The organism is Gluconobacter cerinus (genome assembly GCF_002723935.1).
Lineage (GTDB): Bacteria > Pseudomonadota > Alphaproteobacteria > Acetobacterales > Acetobacteraceae > Gluconobacter > Gluconobacter cerinus.
In genome coordinates this window covers 1-18,344 of the sequence record NZ_BEWM01000005.1, presented here as the reverse complement: position 1 = coordinate 18,344, position 18,344 = coordinate 1, and the positions used below count along the sequence as shown (strand labels likewise).

General features: G+C 55.5%; 18 protein-coding genes. 9 read left to right on the top strand and 9 right to left on the bottom strand.

Features of this window, described 5'->3' with window-relative positions; translation table 11 throughout:
- Positions 1 to 158 precede the first annotated feature (158 nt).
- Positions 159 to 1,595 carry an ArnT family glycosyltransferase gene (locus GCE01_RS11890; protein ID WP_099213072.1) on the top strand — a complete coding sequence of 479 codons (1,437 nt, stop codon included), beginning with the start codon at positions 159 to 161 and terminating at the stop codon, positions 1,593 to 1,595.
- A gap of 4 nt (positions 1,596 to 1,599) precedes the next feature.
- On the opposite strand, the gene GCE01_RS11885 is transcribed toward GCE01_RS11890, so the two are convergent.
- Entirely contained in the window at positions 1,600 to 2,052 is a 453-nt protein-coding gene (locus tag GCE01_RS11885) for a hypothetical protein (RefSeq protein ID WP_099213071.1), read from the bottom strand.
- 197 nt (positions 2,053 to 2,249) lie between these two features.
- Between GCE01_RS11885 and GCE01_RS11880 the strand changes: the two genes are divergently transcribed.
- Both GCE01_RS11880 and GCE01_RS11875 read left to right on the top strand, forming a co-directional pair.
- Positions 2,250 to 2,630, top strand: a complete 381-nt coding sequence (locus GCE01_RS11880; protein ID WP_099213070.1) for a hypothetical protein — start codon at positions 2,250 to 2,252, stop codon at positions 2,628 to 2,630.
- Entirely contained in the window at positions 2,627 to 2,815 is a 189-nt protein-coding gene (locus GCE01_RS11875) for a helix-turn-helix transcriptional regulator (protein WP_099213069.1), read from the top strand. The genes GCE01_RS11880 and GCE01_RS11875 overlap by 4 nt, the downstream gene beginning before the upstream one ends.
- A 48-nt stretch (positions 2,816 to 2,863) precedes the next feature.
- On the opposite strand, the gene GCE01_RS11870 is transcribed toward GCE01_RS11875, so the two are convergent.
- Both GCE01_RS11870 and gap read right to left on the bottom strand, forming a co-directional pair.
- Positions 2,864 to 4,078, bottom strand: coding sequence for a phosphoglycerate kinase (locus GCE01_RS11870; RefSeq protein ID WP_046900852.1), 1,215 nt, complete (start codon positions 4,076 to 4,078; stop codon positions 2,864 to 2,866).
- Between the two features lie 3 nt (positions 4,079 to 4,081).
- Positions 4,082 to 5,101, bottom strand: a complete 1,020-nt coding sequence (gap, locus tag GCE01_RS11865; RefSeq protein WP_086633965.1) for a type I glyceraldehyde-3-phosphate dehydrogenase — start codon at positions 5,099 to 5,101, stop codon at positions 4,082 to 4,084.
- Positions 5,102 to 5,287: 186 nt separating this feature from the next.
- Between gap and GCE01_RS11860 the strand changes: the two genes are divergently transcribed.
- Positions 5,288 to 5,743, top strand: a complete 456-nt coding sequence (locus GCE01_RS11860; protein ID WP_244591208.1) for a hypothetical protein — start codon at positions 5,288 to 5,290, stop codon at positions 5,741 to 5,743.
- Positions 5,744 to 5,770: 27 nt separating this feature from the next.
- Positions 5,771 to 7,213: a glycosyltransferase family 2 protein gene (locus GCE01_RS11855; RefSeq protein ID WP_099213067.1), complete on the top strand. Its 1,443-nt coding sequence runs from the start codon at positions 5,771 to 5,773 to the stop codon at positions 7,211 to 7,213.
- Between the two features lie 3 nt (positions 7,214 to 7,216).
- On the opposite strand, the gene GCE01_RS11850 is transcribed toward GCE01_RS11855, so the two are convergent.
- Positions 7,217 to 8,197, bottom strand: coding sequence for an exodeoxyribonuclease VII large subunit (locus GCE01_RS11850; RefSeq protein WP_244591207.1), 981 nt, complete (start codon positions 8,195 to 8,197; stop codon positions 7,217 to 7,219).
- 150 nt (positions 8,198 to 8,347) lie between these two features.
- Here GCE01_RS11850 and GCE01_RS11845 point away from each other — a divergent pair, with 150 nt between their 5' ends.
- Positions 8,348 to 8,746 carry a DUF4186 domain-containing protein gene (locus GCE01_RS11845; protein WP_099213065.1) on the top strand — a complete coding sequence of 133 codons (399 nt, stop codon included), beginning with the start codon at positions 8,348 to 8,350 and terminating at the stop codon, positions 8,744 to 8,746.
- Here the strand turns inward: GCE01_RS11845 and GCE01_RS11840 are convergent.
- Together GCE01_RS11840 and GCE01_RS11835 are read right to left on the bottom strand one after the other, a co-directional pair.
- Positions 8,728 to 10,041 carry an amino acid permease gene (locus tag GCE01_RS11840; protein ID WP_099213064.1) on the bottom strand — a complete coding sequence of 438 codons (1,314 nt, stop codon included), beginning with the start codon at positions 10,039 to 10,041 and terminating at the stop codon, positions 8,728 to 8,730. The two genes, GCE01_RS11845 and GCE01_RS11840, sit on opposite strands and share 19 nt — an antisense overlap.
- Positions 10,042 to 10,066: 25 nt before the next feature.
- On the bottom strand, positions 10,067 to 10,528 hold the full coding sequence (locus tag GCE01_RS11835; RefSeq protein WP_046900845.1) for an Lrp/AsnC family transcriptional regulator: 462 nt from the start codon (positions 10,526 to 10,528) through the stop codon (positions 10,067 to 10,069).
- Between the two features lie 112 nt (positions 10,529 to 10,640).
- Between GCE01_RS11835 and GCE01_RS11830 the strand changes: the two genes are divergently transcribed.
- Positions 10,641 to 12,116, top strand: a complete 1,476-nt coding sequence (locus tag GCE01_RS11830; protein ID WP_099213063.1) for an aminotransferase class V-fold PLP-dependent enzyme — start codon at positions 10,641 to 10,643, stop codon at positions 12,114 to 12,116.
- An 83-nt stretch (positions 12,117 to 12,199) separates the two neighbouring features.
- A complete protein-coding gene (locus GCE01_RS11825) occupies positions 12,200 to 13,099 on the top strand; it encodes a delta(1)-pyrroline-2-carboxylate reductase family protein (RefSeq protein ID WP_099213062.1) in 900 nt (299 codons plus the stop codon).
- A gap of 48 nt (positions 13,100 to 13,147) precedes the next feature.
- Here GCE01_RS11825 and GCE01_RS11820 read toward each other — a convergent pair whose 3' ends face one another.
- Both GCE01_RS11820 and GCE01_RS11815 read right to left on the bottom strand, forming a co-directional pair.
- Complete coding sequence (locus GCE01_RS11820) at positions 13,148 to 14,038, bottom strand: transporter (RefSeq protein ID WP_086633956.1); 891 nt, start codon at positions 14,036 to 14,038, stop codon at positions 13,148 to 13,150.
- A 74-nt stretch (positions 14,039 to 14,112) separates the two neighbouring features.
- Positions 14,113 to 16,584, bottom strand: coding sequence for a membrane-bound PQQ-dependent dehydrogenase, glucose/quinate/shikimate family (locus GCE01_RS11815; protein ID WP_099213264.1), 2,472 nt, complete (start codon positions 16,582 to 16,584; stop codon positions 14,113 to 14,115).
- Between the two features lie 407 nt (positions 16,585 to 16,991).
- Between GCE01_RS11815 and GCE01_RS11810 the strand changes: the two genes are divergently transcribed.
- A complete protein-coding gene (locus GCE01_RS11810; RefSeq protein ID WP_046900841.1) occupies positions 16,992 to 17,897 on the top strand; it encodes a helix-turn-helix domain-containing protein in 906 nt (301 codons plus the stop codon).
- Positions 17,898 to 17,906: 9 nt separating this feature from the next.
- Here the strand turns inward: GCE01_RS11810 and GCE01_RS11805 are convergent, their stop codons facing one another.
- Positions 17,907 to 18,266: an ArsC family reductase gene (locus GCE01_RS11805; RefSeq protein WP_099213061.1), complete on the bottom strand. Its 360-nt coding sequence runs from the start codon at positions 18,264 to 18,266 to the stop codon at positions 17,907 to 17,909.
- Between the last annotated feature and the right edge of the window lie 78 nt (positions 18,267 to 18,344).

Sequence of the window (18,344 nt, the reverse complement as noted above, 5' to 3'; positions counted from 1 at the left end):
CTTCAGAAAAGCTGCCAGATATGTTTCTGGCAGCTTTTTTTGTGTCGGCTCTTTGAGAGATTAATCAAAAATAGAAATAACTAATTTATTACAATAAAATACACAATTAACCTGTAATGGAATGAAGTCTTATAAAAATATAACCAGAAAATTTTCCTGTGACCAAAAATCGAAACGAATTTTTATTAAATGTAAGTTTATTGGTTTTTATCATCCTCTGCAGAACGCAGACGTTCGGAAATCCTCTCATTTATTCCGACGAGGAATTTTATCTCTTCGGAGGCGGTAGAATTCTTCATGGAGATCTTCCCTACCTTCAATTCTGGGATAGAAAACCGGTTGGAATATTTCTACTTTACGCATTTTTCCACCTTTTCGGCCCTTACAGAATTTTCGCCTATCAGTTCGGCGCGGTGATTGCCGTCTGGGGTACGGCCTGGCTGCTGTTTCGCATGGGAAAAACCATCGCTTCCACGAAAGCTGCTTTCCTTTCAGCCTTGCTCTATCCTGCCCTCCTCAATCTCTCACGGGGAGAAGGAGGTCAGACCCCGATTTTCTATAATTTCCTTGTAACAGCCGCCATCGCTCTTGTTTTGCATGATCTTCTGCAGCCCGACGGCAAAATTCGAAGAAAAACAGTCCTTTCCGCCGTATTTCTGTTCGGCCTCGCCATGCAGATAAAATACACTGTCGTCTTTGAAGGGGCGTTCGTTGGAATTTACTATGTCGTCAGGCAGTATCTAGCCTCCCGTTCCATCCCCGATGCCTTGAAAGACACTGGTCTTCTGGCCCTTATCGGCCTTCTTCCTACATTTCTTGCTTTTTGCTTCTATCTCACGATCGGGCATCCAGGAGCGTGGATTTTCGCCAACCTGGATTCCATTTTCCTGCGCGGTCATTTTCCAGACGGAGAAGCGCACTACCTAGAAATTCGAATGCTGAAAGCGGCCCTTCCTCTCCTGCCGGGGCTGATAGCCACGATAATGATTGCTCGTGCAAAATCATGGCCTGCCCGTTATGTCCTTCTCACACTCTGGGCCGGAGCCGCCTGCTTGGGGATCATCGCTTTTGGGGGATGGTATCCTCATTACATTTTACCGCTTTATGCCCCGCTAGCACTTGCCTGCGTATCGCTCTGGACCTGGAAAGCCGGTCGGATATGGCTCGTTGGTCTTCTTTGCATCGTCTCAATTATCGGGCAGCTTAGTCTGCACAGACACCGCATAAACGACGGCGATCAGCAAAATTTTCAGGCCATGCTGGATGTCTTCCAACAAAAACCGGGCTGTGTTTTTGTTTATCAGGGGCCGCCTGCCCTCTATGACACACCTTATTGGTGCACTTTAACCAACCATCCTTTCCCGGGCCATTTCAACACAGCAGTTGAAGCCCATGCGACCGGGATGAATGTTCTTCAGGAACTCGATAGAGTTCTTGCCCGAAAACCTGAATATATCGTCACGGAAGATGCCTCTCCCTTACGGGAAAATATTGCGGCACGGCGTGAGGTCTTTAAGGCTATCAAAGCAGACTACACGCCAGTGTATCGCTTCACGAGCGTGAGTGACTCACTCTACATTTACCGACACAAGTGACTTGTTACTGGGAGAGAGGCACGGCCAAAGCTAGCCCGCCCGCCATTGCGCCGCCGCCTTTACGATGCTGGTCGGGATGATTTTCCGCAGCGGCGTCGTTGATTTCGCCCACTTTATTGGAAAAGAAATCGGGCTTCACATAGGCGTCAGGCTGCGCTGAATCCTGAGGGCCTTCAATATTCTCATCGGGGACTGGAGCCGCACCGAAGCCCGAGGTCATTTGCTGAGCCACGACTTCTGCCCGATGATGGTCCAGACCGCGCATCAGCGCCGCCCCTTGCCGCGGGTCAGCCGATACTTCCTGGGACAGCGAGGCGTTAAAAGGATGCGTAAACGCTGAGAATGGCTTTTTTGGCGCCGGAACTGGCTGCACAGGCTCTGCAGCCAATGCACTACATGTCCCTACTGCCAGAACGAGCAGTGGAAAAGACTTCATCAGCATAGGCAGAAGGCGCATCAGGCGGATTCCAGCACGACAGGGAGCTGAAAGCAGTGTGGTGGGTCAAAGCCTCAAATTACAATTGAAAAAGTTAGAAAGTTTCGTGACGTCACAAAACGTGATCCGCACAGGCGTCTGAAATGAGCATTTTGTAAAGCTCACTTGACATTGAAGCCAGAAAAGTAAAGCCTACTTTACAGTAGGAGGGCTTAGACATGTTGTATGGTCGTCAATATCTCATCGAACTCGGTAGCGCGCTCGCGCTGTATCTTGTGCTGCTGTTCGGGGCCAATTATCTGCAACTGGCACTCCACCCGGCACCTTTAACAAGAATAATACTGGCACTCACACCCATGGTGGGAGCGGTGACAGCGGCATGGGTCATCATGCGTGCAATCTGGCGAATGGATGAATTACAACGTCGGATTCAATTGGATGCCATTGCAATATCATTTTTGGGAACCGCTCTACTGACCTTTGGCTGGGGCTTTGCGGAAAGTGCAGGGTTACCAAAGCTCAGAGCTTTTGCAGTCTGGCCGATCATGGGAGCCCTCTGGTGGATCGGTGGCCTTGTCGCTCAAAGGCGCTATAGATGAATAACTGCCTCAAGGAACTTCGGGCAGAACGAAGCTGGAGCCAAGCCGATCTGGCAGCAGAGCTGGCGGTTTCAAGGCAGACAGTCAATGCCATCGAAAAGGGGCGTTACGACCCGAGCCTGCCATTAGCGTTCACAATTTCACAGCTTTTCCGCCGCAGTATTGAGGAAATTTTCTTCCCGTAACCCGACCATAAAAAAGCGGGGAGATTGCCCTCCCCGCTTTTTCAGAACTCAGTCCAGACCAAGCTGGTGTCCGGTTGTGCGAAGCACCTCGATGCCTGGAAGGATTTTTCCTTCCAGCCATTCCAGAAATGCACCACCCGCCGTGGAAACGTAGCTCATCTGGCCAGCAACCCCGGCGTGACGCAGCGCGGAAACGGTGTCTCCACCGCCTGCCACAGTACGAAGCTTGCCTTCCTGCGTCAGGCGAGCAGCTTCCTGTGCAACCTCAACCGTTGCACGATCAAACGGCTCGATCTCAAACGCCCCAAGTGGGCCGTTCCAGACAAGCGTTTTCAACGTAGCCAGACGCTCGTTGATCAGCGCCACAGTGCGCGGACCAGCATCAAGAATCATGGCGTCAGCAGGCACTTCGCCAATCAGGCAGGTTTCGGTTTCTGCACCGGCCTTGAACTCGCGCGCCACAACGGCATCCACTGGCAGAATGATTTCACAGCCCTTTTCCTGCGCCAGATGCGCAATCTTGCGAGCTGTTTCGTGCATGTCCGCTTCCTGAAGGGACTTGCCGACATTCATGCCTTCTGCCGCCAGGAACGTGTTGGCCATGGCACCCGTGATGAACAGTGTGTCCACCTTAGCGATGACATTGCCAATCAGATCCAGCTTCGTGGAGATCTTGGAACCGCCGATGATGGCACCGACCGGACGCTCCGGATTCTCCAGCGCAGCCGACAGAGCCGATAGCTCAGCCTGCATCAACCGCCCGGCGAAAGACGGAAGATCATGCGCCACACCTTCGGTAGAGGCATGGGCGCGATGCGCTGCCGAAAAGGCATCATTGACGAAAATGTCGCCATTCTGCGCAATCGCTTTAGCAAATTCCGGATCGTTGGCTTCTTCACCCGCATGGAAACGCGTGTTTTCCAGAACCAGCACTTCCCCATCATTGAGAGCCGCAACAGCAGCTTCAACAGTCGGGCCTACGCATTCCGGAACGAAACCAACCGGCTTGCCCAGAACTTCCCCAAGCTTTTCAGCAATCGGACGCAGGGACATGCCAGGAACGACCTTGCCCTTCGGGCGGTCGAAATGGCTGAGGACCACAACGCGCGCGCCCTTACCGGCAAGCTCATTGATGGTCGGGGCAACGCGCTCGATGCGCGTGGCGTCAGTGATGACGCCGTCATGCATCGGCACGTTCAGATCAGCCCGGACGAGCACGCGCTTGCCGCGTGCCTCCAGGGTGTCGAGCGTGCGGAAAACCATGGGTCAGAGGCTCCCGAAAGCAGCAGCCGTGTCGGCCATGCGGTTGGAGAAACCCCACTCATTGTCATACCAAGCGCAGATGCGAACGAGCTGGCCGCCATCGACCAGTGCCGTCTGTGTTGCATCAAACGTGGAAGACGCAGGGGAGTGGTTGAAATCCGTGCTGACCAGCGGCGCCGTGTTGTACTCCAAAACGCCCTTGAGCTTGCCTTCGGACGCAACGCGGATTGCTTCGTTCACGGCTTCAGCAGAAGCAGGAACGGTCTTCGGCACGAAGTCGAGCGAGACAAGAGAGACGTTCGGCGTCGGAACGCGGATCGCCGTGCCATCCAGCTTGCCCTTCAGGTGCGGCAGAACCAGGCCAACAGCCTTGGCAGCACCCGTGGACGTCGGGATCATGTTCAGAGCCGCAGCGCGGGCACGACGGGGATCCTTGTGCAGGGTGTCCACCGTGCGCTGGTCACCGGTGTAGGAGTGAATCGTGACCATGTAGCCGCGCTCGATGCCGAACGCTTCGTCCAGAACGTAAGCGACAGGAGCAAGGCAGTTCGTGGTGCAGGATGCGTTGGAAATGACCTTCATGTCCGGCGTCAGAACGTCGTCGTTCACACCGAAAACGATGGTGGCATCCACATCCGTTGCAGGAGCGGAGACGATCACGCGCTTTGCGCCAGCTTCCAGCAGGGCAGCGGCCTTTTCACGCGTGGTGAAGAGACCCGTACATTCCATGGCAACATCGATGCCTTCGAATGGAACTTTGGACGGATCACGCTCGGCAGAAACGGTAATCGGACCGTAGGTACGGCCGTTTGCTTCAATGATGAGCGTATTGCCTTCAGCGCGGACCTTGCCCGGCAGGCGGCCATGCACGCTGTCATAGGCCAGAAGGTGTGCGTTTGCTTCGACCGAACCAAGATCGTTGATGGCTACGACCTCAACGTCCGTACGACCGCTCTCAATGATGCCGCGCAGAACGAGACGTCCGATACGTCCGAAACCGTTGATTGCGATTTTTACCGCCATGCCTGCCTACTCCGCTATTCTGACGAAAGGGCTTCTTCCATAGCACCGCCACAGCGAAGCAACAGGGGGTTGGCATAGTTTTTCATGAACTTGATGCGCTTAATCTTGCCGAAACCCTCCGTTCCTGCGACGGTCCCGCGCAATATGGCTGCATTTGTCCGACATTTTCGTTCGCCCCGAGGCATCATGGCTCCACGCGCTCTCTCTCTGGCAGGCTGCATCCTGCTGGCTACGCCCCTGCTTGCGGGCTGCAAACTGGTTGATCAGCGCACGTTCAACCCGCAGGCAGGCAAACCGCCTCAGCCGTATATCCCGCCACCGCCCCCGGCCCCGAAAGCGAAACCGCCATTCCTGCAAATCGAAGGCGGGACTCCGGAATCCGAATACGGCCCTGTCGTGGATCAGGCTGTTAAGTCAGCGTTGGCCCGCAAGGAAAATGTCCTCTTTATCGTCAGGCTTCTGGTCCCGCCTCAGTCTGATCCGGCCGCACAAACCAAAGCCATGACAGAGGCTACACAAACGGATCTGGAGCCTGTTGCTCACAGGATCAGCGCGGCCGGTGCCCAGCCTATCCAGATCGAGATGCATGCTCTCACTGATCCATCGGTCCAGCGTCCGCTGATCCGCGTGGATGTTCGCTAAAACCAGACACCACGGAAACATCACTTTATGCCAAGTGCAGCCTGTGTCGTCCTGACCCATAATGCCGCTCCTCTTCTAAAGGAGTGGCTGCTGTGGCATCTGGCACTCGGTTTCGAGCGTATTCTCGTTCTCGATGCAGGGTCCACAGACGAGACGCAGGCTGTTGCACTCGCAGCAGAACATATTGGCCCGGTTGAACTTCATGAGTTCATCAGTGGCGATGAGCTCTCTCCTGAAGAGCTCCGCAAGACTTTAACGGCGGAAGCGGCTCGTCTGGTGGGTCAGGAACAGGATTGGCTCCTGGTTTTGGACGTTGATGAATTTCTCGACCCGGAGACAACGCTGGAGAACCTGCTGGCGACAGCGGGAGACGCTGACGCCATCGCCATCAACTGGTGCATCTACGGAAAGCCCCTCAAGCCTGTTCCGGCCCCTTCTGTCATTCAGGCATCACCCTATCGGAGTGCCGTCACTTTCCCTGACAACCGGATGGCCCGTCTGCTTGTCCGGACGAAAAAACTCCCAACTTCGATAGACGTCCTGTCTTTGGACCTATCCCCTGAACGCATCGTCCATCCGGATGGCACGCCAGTCGATCGGATCGGCCCTGGTGTCGCCGTCTCATGGAAAGGCGCGCGCATTCTTCATTATGTCTGGGCAGGAGATCCAGATATGCCTCATCATCTTGCAGATCATTATTTCTGCCGGGATGAGGAAGATCTATCCCCAAGACGACGACTGCCTGACGTCTCCATGATCCGGCACGATCTCATGGATACGCAGGCCTATCGGGGATTGGAAAATCTTCTTCAAAGCCTGACGCAAGAACCTGCCCTGGCACTCCCTGAACTGCCGGATGCAGGAAGCTCCATGCCGGACCATCGTCAGCATGAGCAGTTTTCCTTCCATCGTATCCGGCCCTCCGCCGAAGAGCGGCTGCTTTTAACGCCTCAGAGTGCTCCTCTGCCAACGCGCACACGGGCCTGTTTCATTCAGGATGTAACAGGCGATTTTCTGGTCGTAGGGACAGATGGATCTCCCCGCTTTTCCAGCGATCCGAATATAAAAACGACAGACAAACTGGTCGGCATTTATCAGGATAGCCATCCTGAAATTGTGATGCTCTCGTCTCTCAATGGACATCCTGTTCAACTGGCGAACCAGTCTCTTCTGCGGCCTGTTCTAACAATACGCTGGATTGAGGCCGACACATTCATTTTCGCGGATGATAGCGGGTTTGGTGACACCCTGTTCCAGTTCGTACCGACCGAGGAGGCAATTTCTCTGGATCTGCCGGCCCTTCCAGCCCCCGACACAGCGGCAGGTCTGTCTTTCAAAGGGTTCTGCGCGTGGTTTATTCGCCACCCTCACTGCGCATTGAGAGATGTAGCGCGCGTGATAGTTCTGCTTTCTGAAATGGGACGGAAAGATCTGGGAAACGCTGTACCAGAATTGCAAACGTTCCTCTGACTTTCAGAGAATACGTGACAGTATCAGGCCCGCCAGCGTTCCGACGACCAACAAGATCAGGCCATTCCGCAGACGGGCGCCAAATGGTGCTCCCGCCGGGAGCGCTGCCATAGACGTTGCGCTCTCACGCAGTGCAACAATTTCTTCCTGTTGCGCACGCTCTTCCTCCTGCCGCTGCCAGACACGACCGCTCATTCTGCGAATGTAATGGCCCGCATCAGCGGGCGTCGTTGCGGAATGATCCACCAGCCGTTCCGCCAACGTCCGATTGGCAGTATGCCCAACGCCCAGAACACGATGTGCCACACAGTTGGAGAGCGCTTCCAGCACCAGCGGATGCTCAAACACTGTAAAGTCGGAAACATCTCCGCCGCCACGGATCAGAACGATAATATCTTCCCGGCACGTGCCTATGGCGTCCGCAATACGGTGCGGATCGGTCATGGCTACGGGAAGTGCGCGGATACGCTCTGAACGCCAGCCGCCCCCCAGCGCCTGAAGGAAGTCTTCCGAGACTAGTGCGCTGGAGGACGCAGAATGAATGAGAAGCAGTCGGGCGTCCCGGCGGTCAGGGTAAGGCTGAAACTGCCAGCTCAATCCTCTCAGAACATCCAGCAGAGATCGCTCTGCCCGGTCCACTTTCTGACGGCCGGGATCATGTGGTTCAACGGTAAGCACTTCAAACCGGAGGGCAACCTGTCCCCGCAGATGGCGGGCTCGCAGACACCCTGTCACACGGACATGATCTCCGGCACGCACATCTGCTGCCGCCAGAACCAGCTTGGTCGCTTCCAGCGAAATGGACGTCCCAAGCTGCGGATCGACCAAGGGCAGCTGATAATATTTCTTGTATGCGTTAGGCGCGACGTCACCCAGTTGCCCCTCAACCGCAAGCGGGAAACCCCACTCTTCGAAGTGAGCACAAATCTCATCCAGCCTGGCCGTGAACAGATCCTGAACCTGAAGCGGTGACAGGACTGGCATGGCAGCCATATCACTGGCTGAAGAATCAGTTCGGGTGCGTCTCGGAAAAGCGTCCATGCCGCACCATATGGAGTAAGAACAGATGTTCTCACAGAGGGTGCAGCAGCCCTCACAGCATTTTTTTATGTATTTTCAGAAGGTTGGTCCGTCTTGACCGGTTCTGCTCCTCAGGATCTTCTCCTCCGACTTCAAAAGTCCAGTTTTCGGGCACGGTTTCATCTGGATGAACAGGCACGCCTCTACCTGGAAAGTCGCGGCCTGAATGCTGTCATGGAACATGGTGCTGCCTTCATCCGGGATCGCCTGGCACCTGCATGGCCAGCACAGGACGGAAAGCAGACGCCGATGCGAGGGCATCCGGTCTTCATCGCACAGCATGCCACGGGCTCATGTTGCCGGGGATGTCTCGCGAAATGGCATGGTATTGCCGCAGGACAGCCTCTGACCGGCGAAGATCAGGAGGCAATTCTTGCCGTGTTACGAGCCTGGATTCTGAAGGACATGGGGACAGATGTTCCCAGTACGCCAGCTCAAGGTGTGTTATTCTGAATTTTCTTACCTCGTGGCAGAAATCGCTCCGCCAGCAGAATAACAACAATCGCAAAAGCGCCCATTTCGATTTGCGAACGGGTTTCCGCCTGAATCATCATGGCAATGATCGCAAGGGCGATCAGCGCAAGCGCCACGTATGCTCCAGCAGCCTTCTGGGGCATGAGCTTTAACCGTCCCAGAACAAGCAGGGCGTTATTAAAAAGCATAAATCCGCCCGTCAGGCTGACAAGAACAGCAAAAATGACGCCCGGCGAGAGAACGGCCGTTACCGCAACCAGAATGGCACTTCCAACACTGGCGAGAAGCGCGCGACGGGGAAGCTGCGTTTTAGGCTCAACCGCCAGAAAGACCGCAGGAGCATCTCCTTGTTCAGCCAGTTCGAACAGGATGCGCGAGGTGACGTAAATCCCGGAATTCAGGCTGGAAAGGGCCGCTACGAGGATGACAATGCCCATTGCCAACCCGGCGAAAGGCACATGAAACCGGTTCAGAACCAACAAAAATGGTGACTGTCCCGGTACGATGTCACTCCACGGCATCAGGCACAGAATCATCGAGATGGTCACAAGGTAGAAGCCACCAATACGAAGAGGGATGGTCCGTGTTGCGCGGGCAATGTTCACTTCCGTGTTGTCGGACTCAACTGCGGCCACCGTTGCAATCTCACTGCCACCCATTGAGAACAGCACTGTCGGAATGACAGCAAGAAGTGCCATCAATCCGTGGGGCATGACACCGCCATGCGCAAACAGGTTTTCCTGCACGGGGATGGAATGTGCCCCGAATGCCCAGATACCAATTCCGATGAAAAGTACGATAGCGGCCACTTTGATGGCCGAAAACCAGTACTCGAACTCGCCATACCCTTTGACGGACAGGAGATTAATGGCGGTCATCACGCCCAGAACGAGAAGTTCCAGAACTGCGTAAGGAACTGGAATGTAGGGCGTGAGCATGGATGTTACGGCAATGGCTTCAACGCCAATGACCGTCACCCAGGTCAGCCAGTAGGTCCAGCCCGCGACGAAACCGAAGCGATCCCCGAGAGCATGGCGGATCTGTCCGAGAAATGACGCACGCCCGGGTGTCTGTGAAGCAAGGTCTCGCATCATGCCATTCACAAGCCAGACCAGAAGTCCCGCCAGAACGTATGACACGATGACGGCCGGTCCACCCATCGACAGAGCAGCCGAGCAGCCGATGAAAAACCCAGCACCAATCACCCCGCCCAAGGCAATCATGACAACATGTCTCGTCCTGAGACTTTGGGCGAGTTGATCTGTCTGGGTCATGAAGTGTCCTTGTCCGTGGTCTGTGTCAGACTGGAAGATCCCTGTTATCTGCCAGGGTTTCCATGGTCATGTATGAGGTGATGGCATCCAGCTCGACCTTGCTGATGATCTGCTGATAGACACGATCGAAATCGTTCATGTCGCATGCCACGACCTTGAGAAGATAATCATACTCACCGGCAATCCGGTAAAAATCAACGATGTTTGGGATCGAAACGACCACTTTGCGGAACGTTTCAAACCATTCGTGTGAATGATGACGCGTCCTCATCAGCACAAAGACCGTCAATGTCAGGCCAAGCGCCTGAGCATTGAGACGGACGGTATCGTGGCTGATGATCCCACTTTCCCGCAGGGCGTTCAGGCGCCTCCAGCAGGCATTCTGGGAAAGGCCGACCTGTTCGGCCAGTTCACGCTGGGACGGCGTCCCCTGCTTCTGGAGAATGCGAAGGATGGCACGGTCCGTTTGATCGATGATTCTGCTCATAATGATGTAAATGACAACAAAAAACCGGTTTTCGTCTACAAGAAAGAGACAGTTTCCTATCCGCCATTGAGATATTTTCCTCTGACGAGATCAGGTAAGAGGACAGGGCATCATGGAAACGATCGGCAGTCTCGACAACAGTGCAACAGCGCTTGAGCAATTTGAGAAAATGCTCCGTGCAGGTGGTCGCGATGCCCTCCGTAAGGGCGTCCTCGGAGACGGCACGAAGTTCATGAGCCCCTTTGGTGTTCAGTCGCTTCTTTATGCAGACTATGTCGCTTCAGGCCGTGCGCTTGTTCAGGTCGAAACATTCGTCATGAACGAAGTTCTTCCCTACTACGCGAACAGCCACACTGAAGCGTCTTTGTGCGGGGCATACATGACGCGGATGCGGAATGCGGCGCGTGATGCGATTGCTCGCCTTTGCCATGCCCCCAAGGATCGTTTCACGACCATTTTCATGGGCAACGGCGCGACAGCAGGCCTGAACCGTCTCGTACATCTGCTGGAAATCCCTGCCCGCTGTGCTGCTGGAAATCGCCCGATCATTTTCATTGGCCCGTACGAGCATCACTCCAACATCCTCCCCTGGCGGGAAAGTGGCGCCGAGATCATCGAGATCCCGGAAGCCGAGAATGGTGGTCCAGATCTTGCCATTCTTGAACAGGCATTGACCGCCTGCGACGAAGGGCGCCTGAAAGTCGGCTCTTTCTCGGCAGCATCAAACGTCACCGGCATCATGACGGATGTAGATGCCGTAACGGAACTTCTGAAAAAGCACGGTGCTCTGGCGATCTGGGATTATGCGGGTGCCGCTCCGTATCTTCCCATCGACATGAAGCCTGGCACGCCTTTCGAAAAAGATGCCGTGGCGGTGTCCTGTCACAAGTTTATCGGTGGCCCGGCAGCCTCAGGCGTTCTGATCGTCCGCAATGACGTCGTGACGCGATGCGGCCCGGTTCTCCCAGGCGGAGGAACAGTACGGTTCGTTTCCCCCTGGAACCATGACTACACCACGAGCCTCGCAGCTCTCGAAGAGAGTGGAACACCAGATGTGGTGGGGGACATCCGCGCGGCACTGGCCTTTATCGTCAAGGACGTCATTGGCCAGACTTTCATGAGCGACCGCAATGCGGAGCTGCGCGCCCGCGCCGTTGCGCGTTGGAGCAAAAACCCGAATATCCGCATTCTTGGTCACGCCACAGCTGAAGCCCTGCCCATCTTCTCCTTCCAGGTCCGGGACGAAAGCATAGGTGGCTTCATCCACCAGCAGCTTTTCACGCGCATGCTGTCGGACCGCTACGGCATTCAGGTGCGTGGCGGATGCGCTTGTGCAGGACCGTATGCACATCGCCTGCTCGACATTGACGAAGCGGCCTCGGATGCAATTCGTCAGGCCATTCTGTCTGGGCAGGAAATCGAGAAGCCCGGCTGGACACGCCTGAATTTCAGCGTGCTGATGGATGATGCCAAAATCGAACGCATTCTCGATGCTGTCGATGACCTGGCGCTCGACCCTCATTCGGTCGCAGCCGCTTACGAATGCGATATCTCGACAGCACGGTTCCGTCCAAAAGCGGCTGCTTAACCCAGACAGGAACGCTCTCTCGCCGTCCCTTCATCTTCAAGCCAAAACGGGGCATCTTCCGGACAACAGCAGGAAGATGCTCCATGAAGACTTTGACCGCCGCCGAAACGCGAAAACTGCTTCCCTTTCCCGCTCTCGTGGAAACACTTCGGAGAGCAGCTCAGGACTATCATGCTGGACAGATTTCCTGCCCTGAACGCATGGTTGTGCCAACGCTTGATCGCTCCGGAACGGTCATGTCGATGGTTGCGTGTGCGCCTGATATTCTCACGACAAAGCTTCTAACCCTTTATTCTGGCAACTCCGCACGCAGTCTTCCTGCTATTCAGGGGCAAGTCATGTGCATGGATGCTGTCGATGGTCAGTTTCTGTTCGCATTGGATGGCGTTGCGACAACAGAGCGACGGACCGCTGCCATCTCCATGCTGGGATTGGACTGCTTTCGCTCAGGCACTCTGGAAACGGTTCTTCTCATTGGTACCGGCGTACAGGCCAAAGCTCATCTGGAAGCGCTGAATGTGCTTTATCCGGGCCTCACGGTTTACATTCGTGGCCGCTCCCGTGAGAGCGTAGCCGCCCTGACAGGAAGCAACGCATACCCTGCCCTGAGGCTTCGCAATGATGACGAAACCTGCGACCCGGATGTGGTGATCACCGTGACCAGCAGCCAAAGCGTTCTGTACGACGCGCCGCCAAAGTCTACGCGACTGATTATTGGTGTGGGGGCTTATCGACCGGAAATGATTGAAATTGGTCCGGCCATCGTCAACGGAAGTACCTGTATCGTGGATGATCCCGTTGGTGCACCGTTAGAGGCGGGAGACATCATTCAGGCAGGGAAAGACTGGGAAGAGGTCCAACCTCTGGCCGCTTACCTATCCGGCAGAGAAAAACCGGAAGGTCCGGTATTTTTCAAGAGTGTCGGCTGTGCTGCGTGGGATCTGGCAGCGTGTCGCCTTGCCCGGCAAACACTAGGCATCTAGGAGGCGGCACCCCGTCCGAGAATACTGCTCAGACGGGATAAGCCATCTTTACCAGAGATAGACAAGCTTCATGTAATACGCATTCGTCTCAGGCACGTTTCTGCCATCGACAGAATGAGAATACCGCCCGGTTAATGAGACGCGCTTGGAAATATTGACCATGGCGCCCACACCCAGTGCGACTTCACGCCCACTGGATTCACTGACCCAACTGTTAGCAGTGTTGTCCCGCATTCCGGCCGTGTTCTGCCAGTCGAATGCAAAGAACGGCTCAACAATCTTGCTCGCTTTCCAGCTGAAACGCAGGTTGGAATGAAAGACCGTCCCTGGCGAGTAGCTGTGCTCGCCTGTCTTGTGCTTCGTGGATGCTACAATTGCACCCAGATCCCCATCGAAGCTGAAATGCTTCCATTCATAATCGAACATGAAGCTGGACAGGTTTGACCAGTAGCTCGGGGACAACGCATCCCGTGTGCCAACCGGGGTTTGCATGAAGGTCTGGATACCGAAGGTGCTGTGAGCATTCGGCTTGAACCAGACGGCAGGGCCCACGATTGTCGGACCGAGGCCACCGTAATCCTTGCCCTGTGCCAGAACGAAGCTTTCCGACTGAATGACTTCAAACGCAAAACCGACATGCGGCAGAGCGTCAAAGCTGCGGAAATGCACGTACTTCGTCATACCCGCCCAGGTGTGGCTTCCCCCAGTGGGCTGACGCCGGCCACCACTGTCATAAGTGTTCCCCGCAACATTCCCATCTCCGTACTGCACGAGCACGTTGAACGGTTTGAAGTCCACCGGCAGGTCGTATTCATGCGGGCCAATGATGGCCAGAGGAATATCAGCAGCATGTGCCGCAAGGGCTGGCAGGAGGGAGGAAGCGGGCAATAGAATGCTCAGGGCCCGGAGACACCCTCCGGACCAGATTTTGCGAACCATGACTTTTATTTCCGTAGAAGAAGAAACTGGAGCGCCTCCAGTAAAGAAAGCGCTCCAGCAGTAATAAGACCAGATCAGTGCGCGGCTGCGCCCTGCTGTCCGTCAATCGTGTAAGCGATGATATAGTCACCGCTGCGGGTGCCAAGGCCCCCATGACCGCCAGCGGCGATCAAAACATACTGCTTCTCGCCGATTTGATAGGACATCGGGGTTGCCTGTCCGCCAGCCGGCAGACGGTCACGCCAGATGACCTTACCGGTCGAGACATCAAAGGCACGCAGGTAATCGTCAGCTGTCGCACCCATGAAGGATACGCCACCCTTTGTGATGACACTGCCACCGATGTTGTACATGCCGGTCGGAAGCGGAAGGTTGTTATGCGTCCGGAAAGGACCGGTGTCGCGCGTCGTACCAACCGGGTGCTGCCAGACAATCTTCTTTGTCACCAGATCGATAGCGGTGATCGTACCCCAGACTGGTCCCTTGCAGGGGATCTGAAGCGGATTTAGCCACGGGCTGGTGTAAGCGATGTAAGGTGTACCGTAGTCAGGAGAGACACTAAGCGCATCGCCCTTGGCTTCCGGCTTGTCACCCTTGCCATCCCACTTCGGCAGGATACCACTGGTTTCAGCGTGGTTACGCTTCTCCAGACGGATCCGGAATGGCAGGTAGCTGGCGTTGGCGATCAGCAGCTTGCGCTGCGGGTCGATGGACGCACCCTGCCAGTCAACCACACCATAGAATGCCGGATAGACGATCGTCGTCTTGCCAACATGCGGCGGCGTGAACTGACCTTCATAAGCGGACTGACGGAACTGGATGCGGCAGATCATCTGATCCAGCAGCGTCGCGCCCCACATGTCGCTTTCCTTCAGGTCAGGCGGCGTCAGAGACGGCAGACCAACAGCAAACGGCTGCGTCGGAGACACATGGTCGTCTGCAGCAACGCCAGCAGTTGGAACCGGACGTTCCTCAACCGGGTAACCCGGAACAGGCTTGCCTGTGCGACGGTCCAGAACGAAGAACTCACCGCGCTTCGTGGTCTGGATCAGAGCCGGGACGGTTTCACCGTTCGGGCCTGGCAGATCAACCATCGACGGGCCAATGGCCAGATCCATGTCCCACAGATCGTGATGCACGGTCTGGAAGGTCCAGCGACGCTCACCAGTTTCGATATCGAGAGCAATCGTTGCACTGGAGGTTGCATCGTCGAACGGACGGCGTGAACCACCCCAGTTATCCGGCGGGGAGTTACCCATCGGCAGGTAAAGCAGGCCGAGGTTCTCGTCTGCCGTGTAAACGCCCCACGCATTCGGGGTGTCACGCGTCAGCTCGTCGTTCGGGCCGGGCTTCCAGTTTTCCGGGTTGTGACCGGCATCCCAAGCCCACTCGATTTCACCGGAAATCGGGTTGAACGCACGGATTGCACCGGACGGCTCGAAGTTCGCCTGGTTATCAAATATCCAGCCACCAAGAACCACACGATCCTTCACCACCAGCGGCGGAGACGTCACGAAGTGGAAGCCATGCGGCACATGACCAAGATACTGGCGCAGGGAGATAAAGCCGTGCTCGCCGAAGTCTTCGCAGGGCTTGCCTGTTTCAGCATCGACAGCAAGAAGACGAACGTCACCAACCGGGGAGAAGATACGCTTCTGGCAGGCCTTGGAGCCATCAGGAGCGGTATAGTCGTCCGGAGCCTTGTAATAGGAGACGCCGCGGCATGCGAGATAGACGTTGGCAGCCAGATCTTCAGCAGCAGGCTTCGGATCGAACTTCCACTTCACCTTACCCGTTGCGGCATCAAGGGCCATGACCCAGTTATGCGGCGTGCAAAGGTAGAGCGTGTCATCAACCTTGATCGGGGTAACCTCGAGGTTGAACTCGTGGCCTTGATCCGGACCGGCCACAACACCTTCGTCAGCCTTCTGGACGTCACCCGTCTGGGTAACCCAGGCGCGCTTCAGGTTGCTGATGTTGGCAGGCGTGATCTGACCCAGCGGGCTGTAACGATCACCGCCGACCGTACGGCCATAAGCAGGCCAGTCAGCTGCGGGCGTGCCCTTGCCGGTTTCGTCAACCTGGCCAGATGCAGCCATACGCTCGGCCGGAAGCGTGCCATTGATGGAATAGGAGGTAAAGCAGCTTGCAACGATCGCCACAACGGCGATGGCAGCAGAACCAGCCAGTTCGCGCTTGTCCGCAGCCCAGGACGCATTGGAGCGCCAGACCCACGGCAGAAGCATCCAGCAGGCAATGCCCACCAGAGTGAACAGACGAACTTCCAGCCCCCAGATGTTGAAGCCGACTTCAACAACAGACCAGATCGTGGCAACCAGCAGCAGACCTGCATAAATACGGCCTGCCTGAGACGGGTTCTTCAGGCTGACGGCAGCCGCCGCAAGCATGACGAGACCAGCCAGCGCATAGAACCAGGACCCACCGAGCACGAGCAGATAACCGCCCCCACCCAGCAGGAACAGCCCAACAAGCGCGAGCAGGATAGAGGTTACTGGAGACAGCACCCTCTGGAGAGAAGAAGACATGACACCTCGTTTTTCAAAAATATGGAAAACCACTTTTTCTGAAATATTTTGTCTCTCTTAATCGCTTAAGGAGCAGGATATGATCCGTCCCCCATATGACTGTGCGAGGGCAGAAAACTGCTGCGCAGGTCTGTCCCTGCCGGCCGGATGATTGTCTTGAAAAGCTTGTTTCTCATCCATGCATCCAACCCCTCGCCAAGAGCGTTACAACAGAAAGGTGAGAGCTACCGGTGGACGAAACTTTCGTCTGAAAGATACGGGCACCAGTCAGTCACGCACTCTGACTGCCTTGTTCCTTCCACAACCCGCGCGACGCTATCCATGATCGAAGCTCTTTCACCCGATTGTGACTACATCGTCGCCACCTGTCGCAGTTCTGAGACACATCTGAAAATCGAGAGACACTCATGACCGGCATTACGCCACAAACCGGTCTGTCCGAGTCATGGATCCGGTGCTCCACCAGCTATAATCTTGATCCGGCAGAGCGGTGGGAAACACGTCTTCTGAGCCAGCCGGAGTTGCGTTTTATCAGCAACCGCACGCGTCTCCTGATCCAGCATGCCCTGCCAGAAATGGAGCGCCTGCATACGATGGTGATGGCGCTCGGCTTTACCGTGATGCTGGCTGATGCAAACGGCGTTGTACTGTCACGCCAGACCAGCCGTGACGATCTGACAGGATGCCGTCGGTGGGGTTTTCAGGCTGGTGCACTCTGGGACGAAGCGAATGCGGGCACCAACAGTATCGGAACATGCCTTCAGGAAAAGAAGCCTGTCATGGTGCTTCAAAGCCAGCACTGGCGACTATGCTTCCGGGGCCTGACCGGCATTGCGGCCCCTCTTTATAATGCTAGTGGAAAACTGGCAGGTGTTCTGAACATCTGTTCCTTTGCGGGGAACGATATCCTCCCATTTGCAGGTCTGCTGATGGAGACCATGACGACCACAGCTCGTAAGATCGAAGAAAGGCTGTTCCGGGAATTTTTCCCCAACGAGACGATCATTACGCTGGGTCTGGCGACAGCGAGTTCAACACCGCTGGTTGCGCTGAATACTGATGGACATGTGCAAGGCGCCACGCATGCGAGCCGGGAACGCATGCACTGGCCGGAAGGCGAACTGGAGCACCTGCCTGCTCTGATGAACTTTCTGGACTCAGAAGATGAGCTGAGTTTCCGAAAAGCCGAGGTCCACGTCATCCGCTCAGCCCTAGCCACCACGCAGGGCAATGTCAGCGCAGCAGCTCGGACGCTTGGCATCAGCCGCTCTACGCTTCACCGCAAAATCAAGATGCTAAACCTCATGCCTTAAGCATGGAGTTTAGCTCGCAAATAGCTCTTCGTACTCGGCAGGCTTGAAACCTACACACACGATCTTGCCCTCACGTTCCAGAACAGGTCGTTTGATCATGGAAGGTTGAGCAAGCATCAAGGTAATAGCTTTCGCCTGGGTCATATCTTCCTTCTGCTCTGGTGGCAGCTTGCGAAACGTCGTGCCCGCTTTGTTGAGCAATATCTCCCAACCGACCTGACCGACCCAACCGTCAAGAACCGCCCTTGAGATCGCATTCTTCTTGTAGTCATGGAATGCGTAATCAATACCGTGATCAGTCAACCAAGCTTGGGCTCTTTTCATAGAGTCACAGGCTTTGATTCCATACAATATGATTAGATTATCCATCCTGTTTTCCTCACAATCTTTCTGCCCCTTACACTACCATGAGTTTCGGGTGCACTTGTGCATCAACAAAGTGATTAA